At 69.6% G+C, this 16,537-nt stretch carries 14 protein-coding genes and 1 pseudogene; 10 read left to right on the top strand and 5 right to left on the bottom strand.

The features are described 5' to 3' along the window. Positions 1–251 precede the first annotated feature (251 nt). Positions 252–1,916: a M4 family metallopeptidase gene (locus tag OHA65_RS01505; protein ID WP_328761200.1), complete on the top strand. Its 1,665-nt coding sequence runs from the start codon at positions 252–254 to the stop codon at positions 1,914–1,916. Between the two features lie 133 nt (positions 1,917–2,049). On the opposite strand, the gene OHA65_RS01500 is transcribed toward OHA65_RS01505, so the two are convergent. Both OHA65_RS01500 and OHA65_RS01495 read right to left on the bottom strand, forming a co-directional pair. Continuing rightward, a complete protein-coding gene (locus tag OHA65_RS01500; protein WP_327281221.1) occupies positions 2,050–2,328 on the bottom strand; it encodes a hypothetical protein in 279 nt (92 codons plus the stop codon). Between the two features lie 118 nt (positions 2,329–2,446). Then, entirely contained in the window at positions 2,447–3,091 is a 645-nt protein-coding gene (locus tag OHA65_RS01495) for a lysophospholipid acyltransferase family protein (RefSeq protein WP_327281220.1), read from the bottom strand. Positions 3,092–3,458: 367 nt separating this feature from the next. Here OHA65_RS01495 and OHA65_RS01490 point away from each other — a divergent pair, with 367 nt between their 5' ends. Continuing rightward, a complete protein-coding gene (locus tag OHA65_RS01490) occupies positions 3,459–5,642 on the top strand; it encodes a hypothetical protein (RefSeq protein ID WP_405760870.1) in 2,184 nt (727 codons plus the stop codon). Positions 5,643–5,959: 317 nt separating this feature from the next. Here OHA65_RS01490 and OHA65_RS01485 read toward each other — a convergent pair whose 3' ends face one another. Continuing rightward, positions 5,960–6,310, bottom strand: a complete 351-nt coding sequence (locus OHA65_RS01485; protein ID WP_327281218.1) for a VOC family protein — start codon at positions 6,308–6,310, stop codon at positions 5,960–5,962. Between the two features lie 358 nt (positions 6,311–6,668). On the opposite strand from OHA65_RS01485, the gene OHA65_RS01480 reads away from it, so the two are divergent. Further along, the gene (locus OHA65_RS01480) at positions 6,669–8,033 is read left to right on the top strand and encodes a glycosyl hydrolase family 28-related protein (protein ID WP_405760867.1); all 1,365 of its coding nucleotides are present in this window, start codon (positions 6,669–6,671) and stop codon (positions 8,031–8,033) included. A gap of 516 nt (positions 8,034–8,549) precedes the next feature. Here OHA65_RS01480 and OHA65_RS01475 read toward each other — a convergent pair. After that, positions 8,550–9,209, bottom strand: a complete 660-nt coding sequence (locus OHA65_RS01475) for an MSMEG_1061 family FMN-dependent PPOX-type flavoprotein (protein ID WP_327281215.1) — start codon at positions 9,207–9,209, stop codon at positions 8,550–8,552. A gap of 542 nt (positions 9,210–9,751) precedes the next feature. Here OHA65_RS01475 and OHA65_RS01470 point away from each other — a divergent pair. The 7 genes and pseudogenes from OHA65_RS01470 to OHA65_RS01440 all read left to right on the top strand — a co-directional run bounded on the left by OHA65_RS01470 (position 9,752) and on the right by OHA65_RS01440 (position 15,919). Then, positions 9,752–10,195, top strand: coding sequence for a transglycosylase SLT domain-containing protein (locus tag OHA65_RS01470; RefSeq protein ID WP_329312305.1), 444 nt, complete (start codon positions 9,752–9,754; stop codon positions 10,193–10,195). A gap of 111 nt (positions 10,196–10,306) precedes the next feature. Then, a complete protein-coding gene (locus OHA65_RS01465) occupies positions 10,307–10,720 on the top strand; it encodes a hypothetical protein (RefSeq protein WP_405760863.1) in 414 nt (137 codons plus the stop codon). Positions 10,721–10,840: 120 nt separating this feature from the next. Next, positions 10,841–11,233, top strand: coding sequence for a hypothetical protein (locus OHA65_RS01460; RefSeq protein WP_327281212.1), 393 nt, complete (start codon positions 10,841–10,843; stop codon positions 11,231–11,233). Positions 11,234–11,605: 372 nt separating this feature from the next. Beyond that, positions 11,606–12,084: pseudogene (locus OHA65_RS01455) on the top strand (sigma factor-like helix-turn-helix DNA-binding protein); the annotation flags it as partial. Between the two features lie 266 nt (positions 12,085–12,350). Next, the gene (locus OHA65_RS01450) at positions 12,351–13,931 is read left to right on the top strand and encodes a molybdopterin-dependent oxidoreductase (RefSeq protein ID WP_405760859.1); all 1,581 of its coding nucleotides are present in this window, start codon (positions 12,351–12,353) and stop codon (positions 13,929–13,931) included. A 90-nt stretch (positions 13,932–14,021) separates the two neighbouring features. Then, a complete protein-coding gene (locus OHA65_RS01445) occupies positions 14,022–14,666 on the top strand; it encodes a fasciclin domain-containing protein (protein WP_405760856.1) in 645 nt (214 codons plus the stop codon). An 836-nt stretch (positions 14,667–15,502) separates the two neighbouring features. Beyond that, positions 15,503–15,919, top strand: coding sequence for a nuclear transport factor 2 family protein (locus OHA65_RS01440; protein ID WP_405760854.1), 417 nt, complete (start codon positions 15,503–15,505; stop codon positions 15,917–15,919). Here OHA65_RS01440 and OHA65_RS01435 read toward each other — a convergent pair. Further along, positions 15,879–16,145, bottom strand: a complete 267-nt coding sequence (locus OHA65_RS01435) for a hypothetical protein (protein WP_327281206.1) — start codon at positions 16,143–16,145, stop codon at positions 15,879–15,881. The genes OHA65_RS01440 and OHA65_RS01435 overlap by 41 nt on opposite strands. Positions 16,146–16,537: the final 392 nt, after the last annotated feature.

The following is a 16,537-nucleotide window of genomic DNA, read 5'->3' as shown; positions in this document are numbered from 1 at the left end:
CTCGTAGGGACCGTGGGGACTTCTTGTCATCCGTGTTGCGGATTCCCGTGTCATCTGTGTCGGCGTGTTTCGGAGCCTTGTCCTTCCCGTGAAGAGGCGGGCGGCGAATCCGACATGAGCGGTCGAACCACCCTTTGCGCCCCATGACATGTCCACGGCTTACTGAGAGTCTCCCTACCCATCAAGGCATTCCTCCTTGCAGAGGTGGACGGCGATCCCGTCCAACTCCCCACGACTCTCTGGAGAAACGCATGTTTTCGTCTTCCCCCGCCGGCGGTAGGGCACGCCGTGTCGCCATCGTGTCCGGCGCCGCCGTCCTCACCGGCACCCTGCTCGCTGCCGGTGCCTCCGGTGCATCAGCGGGTGCTGTTCCGCAGCATGACGACACCTCCGTCGCGGCTACCGCTCTTTCGCTCGGCCTCGGTTCCGAGGAGGAGCTGGTCGTCAAGGACGTCATCAAGGATGCCGACGGCACTGTCCACACCCGCTACGACCGCACCTACGCCGGTCTTCCCGTCCTCGGCGGAGACCTCGTCGTCCACCGCGGCGCCGACGGCGCCGTCAAGGCCGTCACCAAGGCCATCCAGACCAGCATCAAGGTCGCCTCACTCACCCCGAAGCAGACCCCGACCGCCGCCAAGTCCGCTGCGGTCCAGGCTGCCGAGGCCGCGCAGACCACGGGTGCCGCCACCGGTGACGCCCCGCGCAAGGTCATCTGGGCCGCCGACGGCAAGCCCGTCCTCGCCTACGAGACGGTCGTCACCGGTACCCAGCACGACGGGGTCACCCCGAGCCGACTGCGCGTCATCACCGACGCCGACACGGGCGAGAAGCTGTACGAGATCCAGTTGATCGACGACATAGCCGACGGCATCACCGCCAACGGCGGTTCCGAGGCCGCCAAGCCGGCCGGCGCCCAGGCCGGGGCGGTCGGCACCGGCGCAAGCCAGTACAGCGGCAGCGTCAGCCTCAACACCACCAAGTCGTCGAAGGGCTACGACCTCGTCGACAGCGTGCGCGGCGGATCCAGCACCGTCGACCTCAAGCACCGCACGGGCGGCACGGGCACCGTCTTTGCCGACGCGGACAACGCATGGGGCAACGGCAGCCCGGCCAACAACCAGACCGCCGCCGTCGACGCCGCCTACGGGGCCGCCCAGACCTGGGACTTCTACAAGAACGTCCTGCACCGCAACGGCATCAAGAACGACGGGCGGGCTCCGGTGTCCCGGGTCCACTACGGCAACGCCTACCAGAACGCCTTCTGGGACGACCAGTCCTTCGCCATCACCTACGGTGACGGGGCGAACAACCAGCGCCCACTCACCCAGCTCGACGTGGCCGGCCACGAGTTCAGCCACGGCGTCACCTCCGCCACCGCGAACCTGCAGTACTCCGGCGAGTCCGGTGGTCTGAACGAGGCCACCTCGGACATCTTGGGCACCGCGGTGGAGTGGAACGCGAACAATGCCCAGGACCGGGGCGACTACCTGCTCGGCGAGAAGATCGACATCTTCGGCAACGGCAAGCCGCTGCGCTACCAGGACAAGCCGAGCAAGGACGGACGGGGTTCGGCCGACTACTGGAGCGCCGGCGTCGGCGATCTCGACGTGCACTACTCCTCCGGCGTCGCCAACCACTTCTTCTACCTGCTGTCCGAGGGCAGCGGCGCGAAGGACATCAACGGCGTGCACTACGACAGCCCGACCGCGGACGGCTCCGCTGTCACCGGCATCGGCCGCGACAAGGCGGTTCAGATCTGGTACAAGGCACTGACCGCGTACTTCACGTCCACCACCGACTACCACGGTGCCCGTGAGGGCACCTTGAAGGCGGCCACCGACCTCTACGGCGCGAACAGTGCCGAAGCCAAGGCGGTGAACGCCGCCTGGGCCGGAGTCAACGTCAAGGCCTGATCCCTGAAGCACGCAGCGCCGCACCGGAGTGAAGCCGGTGCGGCGCTGCCGCGCTTGCGCCGGTCGCGATCCTGGTGACCTCGTCTGCTCCGCCGGCCCGTCGCTCGGGCGGAGCAGGGGCTCGCTGTGGGGATCAGGCGAGGCGGTCGGGCAGCGGTGCGAGGGTGGAGTCGTCCCAGATGAAGCCGTCCATCTGGTGCTGGTCACCACTCAGGTCGTCGACCTTGCCGGTGCCCTTGGTCGTCGAGCCGCAGTGGATGTCCACGACGTAGTCGTCGTTGCTGCCGAAGAAGATCGGCTCGGCCTGGAAGCCGGCCCTGCCGAGCGTGTCGAAGACGCTGCGAACTTCGTCGACGCCCGTACGGCGGCCCCAGCAGCCCCGGCGGCCCGGCGGCGGACGGTTCGCAGCCACCTGGGTGACCTCCGTCCGCCCTGCGGCCCCGTACCGGCAGGCGCGGGGGACCGGGATACCGCTCCAGCTCTGTCACGAGGCCGCCTGATGGGCTCCCACCGCGGCCCCGGACGCGGTGTTACCGGCTCAGGGCGCGGCTCGCGTTCTTCCATGCGGCGTTGACGGCGGCCTGGATGTGCAGCGTCGTTTCCGGGACGGCGCCGCGAAGGTGCAGCGGTGCGCCGATGTGCACGTGCAGGTCCGGCCGTCGTAGCGGCGCGGTCACGGCTCCGGCGAGTTGTTTGACCGCCCCGCCTGAGCACAGGCGGCGGGCGCCGGCCTGGCCCACCGGCACGAGCGGCGCTCCGGTCATACCGGCCAGCCGAGCCGGGCCGCTGCGGAAGGGCCCCGGCGGGGCTTCGCCCGCATCGGTGCGTTCGGGCAAACGGCCTTCGCCGTAGAGCAGCACGCAGCGCCCGGCCGCAAGGGCGGCGGCTGCGGCGTCAAGGCATTCGCCGGCGCGGGCGGTGCCGCGCCGGACCGGGATGTGCCCCTCGCGGCGCAGCGCCGCTCCGAGCAGCGGCAGCCGCCACAGCCCGGCAGTGGCCATGACGACGGGCTCGATTCCGTACCGTCGTAGCGCTGCGATCACGACGGCCGGATCGGCGAGCGAGGTGTGGTTGGCCACCAGGATGCTGCCGACGCCGGGACCCGATGCGGCTTCGGAGCTGACGGTCAGGCTCCCGGCAATGGGGACGACTGCCGCGGCGATTCGGCTGAGCATGGACGGCCTCGTTCTTCTGGCGCTGAGCTGACGCCCTCATCGTCGGCCGCTGCCGAGTGTCGGTCATGAGTTGCCGTACTCATCCCTCAGCGCTGCCGTCCCCAGAGCTGATGGGTAGGACCGGACGTGCCGAAGGACGCCCCTGCGGGCGTGCGCGCCGACCGTTGGGTGCGCGCGGCCTCAGCGGCAGCACGAGTGGGAGCGGGCGACGGTGGAGGCTGCTCGGACCTGCTGCATCATGCTGAGCACCGCCGCCCTGGAGCACCACTCCGAGCCGGACAGGCCAGACTCGGGCAGCTGGGCCGGTTCGCCTCGGTAGTCGTAAACTCGGGTGCGGGCCGTTCGGGTGTTCTGGGATCATGTCCCGATGGCCCATCCTCTTGAACCCCTGGTCATCAGGCACACCCACCGCCTTCCCAACCCTTCCGGGCCCGCTGGGCAAGGCGGAGCCGCGGCACGGCAGTTCGACGCCGCACTGCTGTCCGTGGGCTTCAAGCTCTCCGGGGAACTGCTGGAGCACCTCTCGGGCCTGGCCGAAGGGGTCGTCCTCGACACCGCGTCGCGCACGCTGGAAACCGTGCGCGCGATGGTCGGCGATCACGTCCAGCACAACGTCTACTTCGTCGACTTCCCGGCCAACGTGCCGGACACGCTTGAGTTCTGGATGCAGTGCATCCGCGAGGCGCTCGTCGACGACGTTTCGCGCGCGGGGATCGTCGACCAGCTCCGGTCCGGCATCGTTGACCTGCTCACCCTCCCGACGTACGGCACCTACCAGCACACGTACGAGGAGATGCTCGCCGCGCACGACGAGCTGATCGCCGCCGCAGGCGACCGCATGACCGTCCTGCACGCGGGCGGCACCCCGGACGACGAGGTCACCGCCCTGTACCTGGCCCTGGCGGGCAGTGCCACACCACTGGGCGAGGACGGCCTGCGCGACCTCGCCGTGCTCGCCGGGCACTGCGCCGACGGCCCCCAGCCCGAGGATATCCCGGTCCGGGAGAACCGCGCCGTCGTCAACCGCGCCCGCCTCGACCGCGGCGCGGACCTGCTGCTGGACACCGTCACCGACGTCCTGCGCCTGGCCTGCGCCCTGTCGGACGGCGACGTGACCCTCGCCGAGCCGACCCGTTTCCGTTCGCTGTCCCGGCCGGTCCGCCGTGCCCTCCTCGCCGGCCTCGACGCGGTCGCCGCGTCCCCCGCCAAGCTGGCCGATGTCGCCTCCCACCGCGAGGCGTTCAAGCGCCTCGGCGAGCGCCTCCACCCGCACGAGTACCCGCGCTGGCCGCATGCCGCCGACGTGTTCGCCGTCGCCCGCGGTGAGAAGGCGGCCCGGACCCTCGACAGCCGCGTCGAGGAACTGCTCGGCTCCGACGACGTCACGGGCGCGGCGCGGCTGCTGGCGGCCGCCGCCCCGGGCAAGCTGCTGCGCTCGCTGGACCGGCTGCTGCGCGCGTGCCCCGATCAGGAGGGGCGCGACGAGGTCGCGGCCGCTGCTGAGGAGGCCGCCCCCCACGTTTCCGGCCGGGTCCTGCTGTCGTTGCGCGAGCACTTCCACAACCGGACGCAGGAGGCGGTGCGGCGCCGCTTCTTCGTCAACCGTGGGGGCCGTGCCTGGGTCGCCACCGACACCCGTCCGCCCGTACCGGAACCCGACATCAAGCGGCTGGTCGCAGCCCTGGACGCGGAGACGCGGCGCCGGCTCCCGGAGCCGGGGCACCTACTGGTCGACCCCGCGGTCCTCGACGTCGCGCTTCCGCTCAGCGGCAAGGCGACGGCCGCGGGGTTCGGCGTACTGCCCCGTGGGTCCCTCTCCACCGTCGACGGGGAGCTGCTGCGGTTCTTCGTCCACTGGCGGCAGGCGCAGCGAACCACCGACTTCGACTTGTCGGCGCTGATACTGGACGGGTCGTACGAGACCGTGACGTGGCTGTCGTACACGGCCCTCCAGGACCTTGAGGGCGAGCATTCGGGCGACATCACCGATGCTCCCGCACCCGATGGCGCCTCGGAGTTCATCAACCTGCGCCTGGGCGTCGTACGCGGCGATTTCATCGTCCCGCAGGTCAACATCTTCTCCGGGGAGGGGTTCGAGGAGGTCGCGGAGTCGTTCTTCGGTTTCATGGTGCGCGACGCCGAGCAGCAGGGCCGCCCCTTCGAGCCGCGTACGGTGCGCATGAAGTCGGAGATGCGGGGGACGGGCAGGGTCGCCCTGCCGCTGGTGTTCCTGCGTGGGGACGACGGCGGGTGGCGAGCAAAGTGGCTGCACCTGTACCTGAAGGGCAACCCGAACGCCAACCGGGTCGAAGGGAACCGGGTGTCGGTCGCCACGCTGGTGCGGGGCATCGTCGAACGCGACCAGTTGACGGTGCGGCACCTCGTCAGCCTGATGGCCGATCAGGCCACGGCCATCACGTCGTGGGACGGCAGCCAGGCCCGGGTCCCGGACGGCCCGGTCACGTACATCGGCTTGGAACGCCCGGAAGGGCTCCACCCGGACTCGCTGGTCATCACGCCGGAGAATCTGCGCGCGCTGATCCCGGCCTGACTGCTACTGTTGATCACGGCGAGGCCATGGGCGGACTTCCTTCTCACCACTCCACTGAACTAGTCCCCCCGCTTTCCTCGCCGTCGACGACGAAGCCGGGATGCCGTCAGGGCACCCCGGCTTCATCGCGTCCCGCGTCTACGGCCGGCCAGCCGGCTCGGGTTGGGCAGCGGGCCCCGGCTCCGGGCGCCTTGGAGCACCATCTCGTCGACCACGGTCAGGCGTTCGCCGACTTCGTCACGGGCGTGGCAGGCAGCCGGAACCGGCCTCGCTGCGCGTAGCCGATCGCACAACCCGGTGAAGGTGGACGGTCGCCTCTAGAGGTCGTACGCGGTCGGATGTAGAGGCTCGTACAGCCCGACCTCACCGCCGCCGGGCAGCCTGAAGGTGATGAGCCTGCCCCACCGATGCTCGCTGAGCGGCGTGGTGAACTCCACGCCCTTCTCCTTCAGCTCGGCAACGGTCGCCTCGACGTCGTCGCACATGAAGTAGAGCTCGTGCTTCTGGTCCGCGTCTGTCGGATGGACGGCCACCTCGGCGGGCGGCAGCTGGAGGATGAGCCAGCCACCGCCGGCGTCGACGCTCTTCGCACCGAGAACGTCCCGCAGGAAGGCGCGGTCCGCTTCTGCATCGCGGCTGTGGAGGATGACGTGCGCTCCGTTGATCACGTCTCCCGACTCTACGTCCCCGCGTCCCGCAGATCAGGGGAACACGCCTGCATCCGCACGGGTAAGGCGGACTCGACTCCCCGGGGCTTCGCGTCCAGCGGGCCAGCGGACAGCGGGTTGCGTACCGGCTCGACGATCTTCCGGCGTTCGCGCGGCGTGCTGGAGCTCGCGCCGACGGCGTCCCGTACCGCCACGCGGACGGACCGTCCGGAATGCTGGAGCGAGCGAAGCCCTGCGGGCTGAACGCATGCCGGAACAGACGGAGAGCGCCCTTCACGTCCACGAGGGCGGAACCCCTCAACTGTCGGCACCGGGTGACAAGATCATCTCTGTTGTCCGTCATCACAAGGGGGAGACCATGACCGAACAGTTGAAGACAGCCCGCCGTGCATTGCTGACCGGAGCAGTGGCCGGGCTCACTGGGACCGCGCTGATATCCGGCGGCGGTACGGCCGCCGCGGCGGCCACGGCCGCGGTAACGCCGGACTGGTTCGACGTCAAGAGTCACGGCGCGGTCGGCGATGGCTACGCCGACGACACCGCCGCCATCCAGCGCGCACTCGACGCGGCGGCCGCGGCGGGCGGCGGCACCGTGTACCTCCCCGTCGGGAAGTACCTGGTCAAGCCCGCAGCCGGCGCACCTGCGCTGGCCGTCAAGGCCGACGGCATCCGCCTGGCCGGCGCCGGGGCAAAGGCCTCCATGCTGATCAAGGGCGGAGACGGCATCCTGCTCCGGATGTCCGGCACGGGAGCGGCCTATTCCACCGGCTCCACCCACCGCCGCTACTGCTCCGTCGAGAACCTCGGCTTCAACGGCAACGGCAAGACCGGCCTGCTGCTGGAGCTCTACTACAACAACAACTCCTACTTCCGCGACGTCTTCATGACCTCGAACAAGGACATGTGCATCGACGCCGTGGAGTTCTGGGACTCCCGCTTCTACAACCTGGTCATCGAGGACTGCACCGGCACCACCGCCAGCACGACCCAGCCCAACATCTGGCTGCGCAATGCCTCCTCCGCCACCGACGGCGCCTGGGGCCACAGCAAGGACAACATCAATCAGATCCACTTCACCGGCTGCCGCCTGGAGGCCTTCGGCACCGGCGCGCTGTGGGTCGGCCAAGGCGCCGTCACGACCAACAACCCCAACGGCGTCTACATCACCGACTGCAAGTTCGAGACCTCCCGCATGCAGGGCGGCCCGCACCTGAAGACCGACGCGGGCTGCAAGCACGTCTACGCCACCAACATCTACTGTTACGCCGGCGACTTTGCGGCGGGGACACCGGCCACCGCGCGGAACATCATCAGCTGGGCGGCGAGCTCCAGTGCGCTGGAGAACGTGGTCATCGCCAACCGGGACAAGGCCACCGTCAACGCGGGCGTCGCGCTCTACTCGGGCCAGGGCTCCACCGCCGTGTTGCGCAACGTCGTCGGGCTCTACGGCACCGCACCCACCGGCACCCACATCTACTACGAGCAGTCTTCGAGCGGCGACTTCCGGGTGGAGAACAGCTACGGCACCCTCGGCGCCCAGGCGACCGGAACGATTCCCGTCAAGAACGCGCCGAACCCGCCCCTGCGTCTGGTGCCCGGCCCGGTCTCCGACGCCTCCTTCACCCGTCAGCCTCTGGACGGCACCATGGCCGTGGACTCGGCGAACAAGCGGCTCTACGTCCGGGTCGGCGGCCAGTGGCTCTGGTCGGCGCTCAACGCGTAACCAGAAACCGCTGACCGACTGGCCGTGCCGTCTCCCAGGACAGTCGGAACGTGTGGGTCCACCAGCCGGATGCGATGGCGGGACGTGGGGTGGAGTCCGGCAGGACGGCTCGTCACTCTCACAGCCATGGCAGGGGCCGGGCCTTGCCTTCCGGGGCATGGCCTTTGGCTTCGTGGCGGGGCGTACGGCAGGCTTCGACGAGGTGGCCCGTCGCGGCCGGTACTGCCCTTCGGCCCGCCGCTGCGATGCCGGCCGGGCATGCTGGTCCTGGCGGGATGCCGTGAGCGGCGGGCGCGCGGGGCCGGAGCGCGGGCTGCCTGCGGGGCGGGAGGCCGGCTCGGGTGGGCGGGCGAGCGGCAGCGCCCGCCTGCCGGGCCGTACGGGGTGCTGGCTGGTGGCGTGGGGCCGGCCGGGTCCGCGGCGGGGGAGACCTTACGAGCTACGCCGCGAGTGATCTCGGAGCGTGCTGCTGTGGGGGTTCGGACGGCCGGCGGTCCAGCAATCGCGGTCGTCTCGTTACTCGTACCGGTACTTCAGCGAGTCCGCCTCGGCCTGCTCGATGTCGGCGATCGTCAGCTCCGGCATCCGCAGTTGAGCCAGCGTCACCTCGGCGGAGGTCGGCTGTGCGTCCGCCGGTAGCCACTGCTCCGGCTTCCAGGCCGCGCTGCGCAGGAGCGACTTGGGGCAGTGGGGGTAGACCTCCTCGATCCCCAGCACCAGCGCACTGGCCGGCGGCTTGCCCACGGAGGTCAGCTGCGACAGCAGCTCCGGGCGGGTGGAGACGCAGGCCCGGCCGTTCACCCTGAGCGTCGTGGTGCGCCCCGGGATGAGGAACAGCAGCCCGGCCCGTCCGGTGGCGATGACGTTCTGCAGGGTGTCCAGACGCTTGTTGCCGGTAGCGTCCGGTATCGCCAACGTCCGTGGGTCCAGGACTGCGACGAACCCGGCGGGACCGCCGCGCGGGGAGACGTCACAATTGCCCTCGGTGTCCGCGCTGGCGACGAGGACGAGCGATGAGCATTCGATCAGCCGCCGGGTCTGTTCGGTGAGTTCGGTCATCTCCTTGCGCACGGCTGCGTCGCTGGGGAGTTCGTAGACCCGGCGCAGCGCCTCCTGGTCGGGCACGGCGTCGAGGCGGAGCGAGTCGAAGGCGCTTCTCACGAGGGGTGGCGTCATGCCCCGACCCTAATGTGCGGACCTGCGATCGATCTTGGTCGGTAAGTGGGGGGACATGGAGACAGCCTCGCGAGTTGTTGGGTGTGTGAGGATCAAGCAGTCCCGCGCGGCCGCCCTGCGCACAGCGCTCGTGGCGGGCGTCCGCCCCGCAGCCCGTAGAACCGGTGCTGTCGTCCCCGTGGTGGGCCACAGGGACGGCAGTCGGGATCATTTAGCCAGATTCCAGGGCATTCCCGGCATCCGGTCGACGCTTCGAGCGTGACGACTCGCTACATACGGTGAGATTCCGGCACCTCCGGGGTGACTCGTCCCATAGGGTGCAGATCACATACGAACCCGGCTAGTAGGGACGTACGGCCAATACCGCACCGGGCTTGCCGGCGATCGCAACCCCGCGTCTGCGAGGGCCGGTAGTAGGACCGGGCATTGTCACGGGGGCCCGGGCGTCTGTAGAACTGGGTCAGTCGCCGGGCGGTGCGGGTGCACACCCCGCCGCCGACGAACCCCTCTCCGTCGCGTGAGTGGCTCACGTATGCCTCGGCATGCCGCGACCGTCCTGGTTCCCTTCGGAAGGTCAGACCGTGTCGAACCCCGTCATCCGCCGCATCGCCGCCTCGAAGAAGACGCTCGCGGGCGCTGTCGTCGCCCTCGGTGTTGCCGGCTCCATGCTCGCCACGGTCCCCGCCCAGGCGGCCCCGACGAGCGCCAAGGCGATCGCCCAGCAGATGATCAAGGACCCGGCGCAGTTCGCGGCCTTCAACAACATCGTTTCCCGCGAGAGCGGCTGGAACCACACCGCCACCAACGCTTCCTCGGGTGCGTACGGCCTGGTCCAGGCCCTGCCGGGCTCGAAGATGGCCTCGGCCGGCGCGGACTGGAAGACCAACCCCCGCACCCAGATCAAGTGGGGTCTGGACTACATGAACTCCCGCTACGGCAGCCCGGTCGGTGCCTGGAACTTCTGGCAGACCCACCACTGGTACTGAGCCATCAGCGGGCATCAGGCGCGCGAAAACGCCCGACCGGGACCTCCCGGCCGGGCGTTTTCGCGTTCCGGGTCGCCTCTGGGCGTGCCGGAACGCAGGATGGTGGAGGTGATGACGGTATTGGTGGTCGGAGTGCCGGAAGGTGAGCAGCTGGAGCTGCTGCGCTCGGGCATCCAGCGCAATCCACACTTCCGGGTCCTGTCGCATGCCCACGATCCCGTGGTCGCTCTCGCGCACGCCCGTATCCTTTTGCCCGACATCACCGTCCTGTCCCTGCCGGCCGGGCTCGAAAGCCTCGATGCGGACCCGGATCTCCTGCGTGTGTTCCACGGGGTGCGCGCCCTGGACCCTCCGAGCGGGGTGGTGCTGCGTACGGCTGCCGCCCGCGTGCCCCGCTCGCTGTCCGGCCTTGCGGTCGAGGGAGCCGTCCACGTCGTGCGCGCGGGAGACTCCGATGCCCTGATGCGGGTCCTGCGCACGATCGGGCTGCGCCGGGCGAGCTGTGACCCCGACGAGATGCCCTGACCGCCAAGCCGAGCGGCTTGCCCGGGCGATGTCCGCCCTGGACGACATCCCGAAGCTACTCACGGAAAGGTGAGTACCTGCGCTCTGCCCCGAGGCGGAGCCGGTCCGGATGCTTGGACCATGAGCCGGAAGCCACTGGATGTCATCCCTGTTCTGCTCCACTTCCTCGTCGCGGCCGCGGCATGGGCCGCCTGGCTGGGCTGGGACCAGCACCGCGACGTGCACCCCGACGGTTCGGTGACGGGCCCGTACGAGGCATGGCAGGTGATCGGGCTGATGCTGACCCTGTCGGCCTTCGTCGCTTGGGGGGCGTTCCGGGGCCACCCGGCAAGCGCGGTGCTCGGCACCACGGTCGGGCTGACCGCCGCCTCGTACTACGACTGGTCGGACGATGCCAGCGGTCTCTTCGCGCTCGGCGTGGGCATGATCGCGGTGGGCACCCTCGCGGGGAGCTCCGCCCTTACCGCCCTGGTCGCGCACGTGATACGCGACGGTCGAGGCCGAGGGGCATGACGGCGGACGATCCGGCAGGTCAGGCTTCGCAGTTGGGCGCGGAGTTCGTACCGCCTTCACCAACGCAGTCGCCGGCGGTGGCGGTCGGCATGCTCCCGACCCGGGCGCCATCGACAAGCTCGTGGAGCGGTGCGCCATCGAACCTGAGTTCTACGTACGGGAAATGCTGACCCGGGCGCTGGCCTGTCACGCGCCGTGGATGACGCATCCGGCGCTGCCCGACGAGCTCCGCTCCTCCTGCGCCAGCGCGGCGTCATCTTCGAAGAGTCCCAACCCGTGGACCATCCGTTCGGGGTGCGTATCGAGGCGATGGACCCGGACGGCGACCGGACGTCGCTCCGTCAGCAGCGAAAACCGTGACCGACCGATCGGCTGCGCGTCGTCGCGTACCGCGTGTTGGGCTCGCACGCCGACGCCGACGCCGACGCCGACGCCGACGAAGCGGCCATCGACAACCTGTCCGGTTGGCCAACCACATTGGTCGGTCGAATCAGTCTGGATGTCCTGAGATCCCGCCGAGCCACCGCGAAATCGCCTACGGGCAAGAGGCTGCTGATCTCGTGGTGACGCCTGCTGCCGACGCCGCGCCCGACGAGCAGGTGGTGCTGGCCGGTTCGGTCGGTCTCGCCCTGCTCGTCGTGCTCGACTCGCTCACCCCGAGCGAGCGCCTGGCGTTCGTCCTGCACGACGTGTTCGCGGTCCCGTTCCGCGAGATCGGCCAGATCCTGGGCAAAACCACCGATGCCACCAAAATGGTCGCCAGCCGTGCCCGCCGCAAGGTCCAAGCCACGCACCGGCCGGTGGGCCCCGGCCGCGAACAGTTGTGCGCGGCCGCACTGGGCGGTGACTTCGTTGGCGTCCACCTTCGCCCACTGGGCGTGATGTCGAGGTTCGTCGCGGCCCTTCCTCGCCGCCGCGCTGACCCTCGACGTCGGCCACCACACCCGTTGGCCCACCCGCGTTTCGGCGGACCGGGTCCGACGTGCAGCCCCCGGTCCGGCGGCCGACGATGACCGGGCTGCCGCCTGCGTGGCCCCCTTGAGCGTACGAAGGTCCAGCGGGTCACTCGTCCGGGTGGCGGAGCAATCCGCTGAGTAGGGGCTGCCGAAGCCGGGGTGTGAGCAACTTCCGCAACACCTCCTCCCGCGCCGGGCTGGGCGCCCTGGCCGGACTTGTGGCCGCTGTGACGGCGCTCGCTGTGGCCGAGCTGGTTGCTGGTCTGAGCCGATCGGCCGCCGGGCCGGTGGCGGTGGTGGGTGGAGCGTTGATCGACCGGACCCCGGCGGCGGTGAAGGACTTTGCGGTCCGCACCTTCGGGGAAGACGACAAGAGCATCCTGCAGCTCGGGATCCTCGCCGTCCTGGCGGGCATGGCCATCGGCCTGGGCGGGCTCGGTCTGCGCCACCGGCGTTCCGCCGCCGCAGGAGTCCTGCTGTTGGGGATCGTCGGCGCGGCCGCTGCCCTGAGCCGGCCCGATTCCACCGGCGCCGGTGACGCACTCCCCTCAATCGCCGGAGCGGTCGCAGGCGCTCTCACCCTCTATTTCCTGGCCTCCCAAGCACCTTCCGGCGCACCGGCACCTGAAGGTCGCAAGAGCAGCGCAAGCGGTTGGACCAGGCGGGGCTTTCTCACCGCGGCGGGGGTGAGCGCTGCCGCGGCGACCTCGGCAGGCGTACTCGGCCGCTTCCTCTCAGGCCGGCAGGGCCAGGGCGCGGTCGCCTCCCGCGAGAGCCTCGTCCTGCCCAAGCCTGCTTCCCCAGCCCAGCCAGTCCTGGCCGGTGCCTCCTTGAAAGCGCCCGCCATCAGCCCTTTCACCACACCAAACCGCGACTTCTACCGCGTCGACACAGCCCTGACCGCTCCCAAGGTCGATGCCGGATCCTGGCGGCTGCGCATCCACGGCAAGGGTGTAATCCGACCCCGCACCTACACCCTCGACCAGCTCCTGGCCCGACCGCTGATCGAACGCGACATCACCTTGACCTGCGTGTCCAACGAGGTCGGGGGCCCCTACCTGGGCACCGCCCGCTGGCTCGGCGTGCTGTTGGCCGACCTGCTGCGCGAGGCCGGTGTCCGGCCTCCCTCGGAAGGCGGCCAGGCCGACCAGCTGGTGGCCCGGTCCGTGGACGGCATGACCCTGGGCTCCCCGGTCGAGGACCTGATGGACGGACGCGACGCGATGCTCGCCGTCGGCATGAACGGCGAGGCCTTGCCCTTCGAGCACGGCTTCCCCGTCCGCATGCTCGTCCCCGGCCTGTACGGGTACGTCTCCGCCTGTAAATGGATCACCGACATCGAACTGACCACCTTCGACACCTACGACCCCTACTGGGTGAAGCGCAAGTGGGCGAAGCGGGCGCCGATCAAGACCCAGTCCCGGATCGACACCCCCAAACCCTTCGCCCGCCCCGTCGCCGGCACCGTCACGATCGCGGGCGTCGCCTGGGCCCAGCACCGCGGTATCACCCGCGTCGAGGTACGTGTCGACGACGGGCCCTGGCAGGACGCCGACCTCGCCGCCCAGGACACCGTCGACACCTGGCGCCAGTGGTCACACCCCTGGCAGGCAACCCCCGGCGGACACACGATCACCGTCCGCGCCACCGACGCCACCGGCCAGGTACAGACCGAACGGCGCACCGGAACCATCCCCGACGGCGCGAGCGGCTGGCACAGCGTCTTCGTCACCGTCCCCTAGACCACCGGTCCGCCCACAGGCAGGCCCGGCAGCACCACCCCCGCCCCGCCCCTTCAAAAGCACTGTCAGACACTCAAGGAGCAATTGATCATGAACAGCATGAACGCCCGCCGCACCGCGATCGCCGTCACAGCAGCCGTCCTGATGCCCTTCTCCCTCGCCGCGTGCTCCGATGCCGGAAGCGACACCAAGGCCGCACCCCCCGCCGCCGGCACGGACAAGTCCGGCGACAGCACCTCGACGGACGACTCGATGACGGGCGACAAGCCCTTCGGGCCGGCCTGCGCGGGTGTCCCGAAGGAGGGCGCCGGTTCCTTCGACGGCATGGCCAAGGACCCCGTCGCCACCGCCGCCTCCAACAACCCCGCCCTGTCCACCCTCGTTGCCGCCGTCAAGCAGGCCGGCCTCGTCGACACCCTGAACAGCGCCAAGGACATCACCGTCTTCGCACCCACCAACGACGCCTTCGCCAAGATCCCGAAGGCCGATCTCGACAAGGTCCTGGCCGACAAGGCCACCCTGACGAAGATCCTCACCTACCACGTCGTCGGCCAGAAGCTCGCCCCCCAGCAGCTGGAGAACGGCTCCTTCGAAACCCTTCAAAAGAGCAAGGTCACCACACAGGGCTCGGACCAGTCCTACAACGTCAACGACACCGCCTCAGTGGTGTGCGGCAACGTCAACACCTCCAACGCCAACGTCTACATCATCGACACCGTCCTGATGCCGAAGTAGCCGCCACCGTCTCCCTCGACCTCCGTGCCGGCGGGCCATCAGCTTCGGCCCGCCGGCACAGAACCCGCCAGGCCCCTCGCCGCACCAGAAGCAGAACCAGCCCCGTACGGTGCGCCGAGGGGCTCCTCCGCCAGCAGCTCGCGGTCGGGCGCCTAGCTGGTGGACCCGGCGCCCGGCAAGGCCGTGCGCGGCGAGAGCCCGCCGCAGGCCAGTGCTCAGCACCGCCGGGCCCCAAACACCGAGAACGTCAGGCTGTCGCTGCTGGTTGACCCGGCCGGCTGGAGCGTTGCCAGCGGAAATGGCGGCGGTTCCACTTCTACTGGTGGGGCCGCCGCCGTCCATGCTGTCAGCGAGCGGAGTGAACGTCTCGCTGCGCCGCGCAACGCCGAAGAACTGGCCCAGCGCTTCCTTGCCCTCCCGCAGTGCCTGCGTGCAGCGGGGCCGGTGGACGACGACTGCCCCCGCTGCCGCCGGCCTCATGCCTCGCAGTCGTACTGCCTGGCGAGATTGCCGACGGCCTCCAGGATCACGGTGCGGGAAGCCGCGGCGAGGGCCGCGTCGTTCCAGACGATGGTTGAGTCGACCGCGACACCCACCGAGGCGTCCGGTCGGCAGTAACGGTAGGTGATTTCCCCCGGTACGGCCGGTTACGAAGTTACTTTCCGTGGCCGGACACAGCGTTGTCGGACGGCCGTCGGCGGGTGACGGCCATCTGTCGGTGGTCTGTCGGCAGGTGTTGCGACCTTGAGGTGAAGACGTGGTCGGCAGCGCCCAGTAAGTGTGCTTGCCCGCCCTCGACGCCTGTGTAGGGCACCGGAATCAAGGGAGAGTTGGTCGTGGATCAGTCACTCGTGGAACGTATGCGGGAGTACCTGAACGCTGGGCTGGCGATGGATGTGGAAGCCCTGGATGCTCTGTACGACCCGGACTTCGAGAACATCCGGTGCGACGAGGCCGGCCAGGTGGTGATCTTGACCAAGGGCCAGTTCATGGCGCGCTTTCGCGCCCTGCGGGAGCAGGGGCAGAGGATCGGTGAGAGGGTCGACGACGTCCGGTTCCTGGCAACCACGGTGTACGGCGGCCAGGGAACGATCGTCATGCACCGAATCAATGAGGGGGTACCGGTGCTCTACAACTTCGTCTGGCGGTGGGAGGACGGCGGTTGGACCACTCTCGTGCGCGAGTTCACCTTCGACAAGGACATCACTCCCCTCATCCGGATGGCAGAAGCCGCCCGAGGCGTGTCCGCCTGACCACGCCCCGGCTTTCACCGTCCGGGGGTGCGCCGGCCTCCAGCAGCAGACGGACGATCTCCGCCCTGCCGGATACGGCCGCCTCGTACGGCGGGGTGGTGCCGTCGGCGTCAGCCCCTTGCGGGTCGGCACCGGTGCGCAGCGCCGCACGCACCCGCAGGGCATTGCTCTGCATGATCGCTGTAGACAGGTGACGGGAAAGCTTCTTCCGGCGGCGTTGGTTCACGGTCGCCGAGGCTACTGCGTCCGTAGCCGTGCTGTCGTCAGCGTGAGACTTCTTCCGGTGAGGGATGAGGCATCCGTCGATGACGTGGCTGCAGTACTGGATCTGGCGGAGGCCGCCCCGCAGGTTGCCCACAGCCCCGGCTATCAGGTCTACCCGTCCGCCAGGTACCCGCCGACGGCGCCTCGGTAGTCACCCCGGACACGCTCATGCCTGTCGCAGGAGCTGCCCCGGCACGACGCGCTCCAGGCGGTCTCGCGCTGGGCGTTGCCGGTTGGCAGCGAGGAGGGGTTCGTCAGGTCGTGGAAGATTCCGGCGGCGTCCGCGGAGAGGCGGGCACGGTGATAGAAGTCGATCCAGGCGGAGCTGCTGGAAGCGTCCGCCGGCTCAGGAGG

The sequence above is a fragment of the Streptomyces sp. NBC_00045 genome (assembly GCF_045041095.1).
Lineage (GTDB): Bacteria > Actinomycetota > Actinomycetes > Streptomycetales > Streptomycetaceae > Streptomyces.
This window is presented reverse-complemented; position numbering and strand designations above follow the sequence as displayed.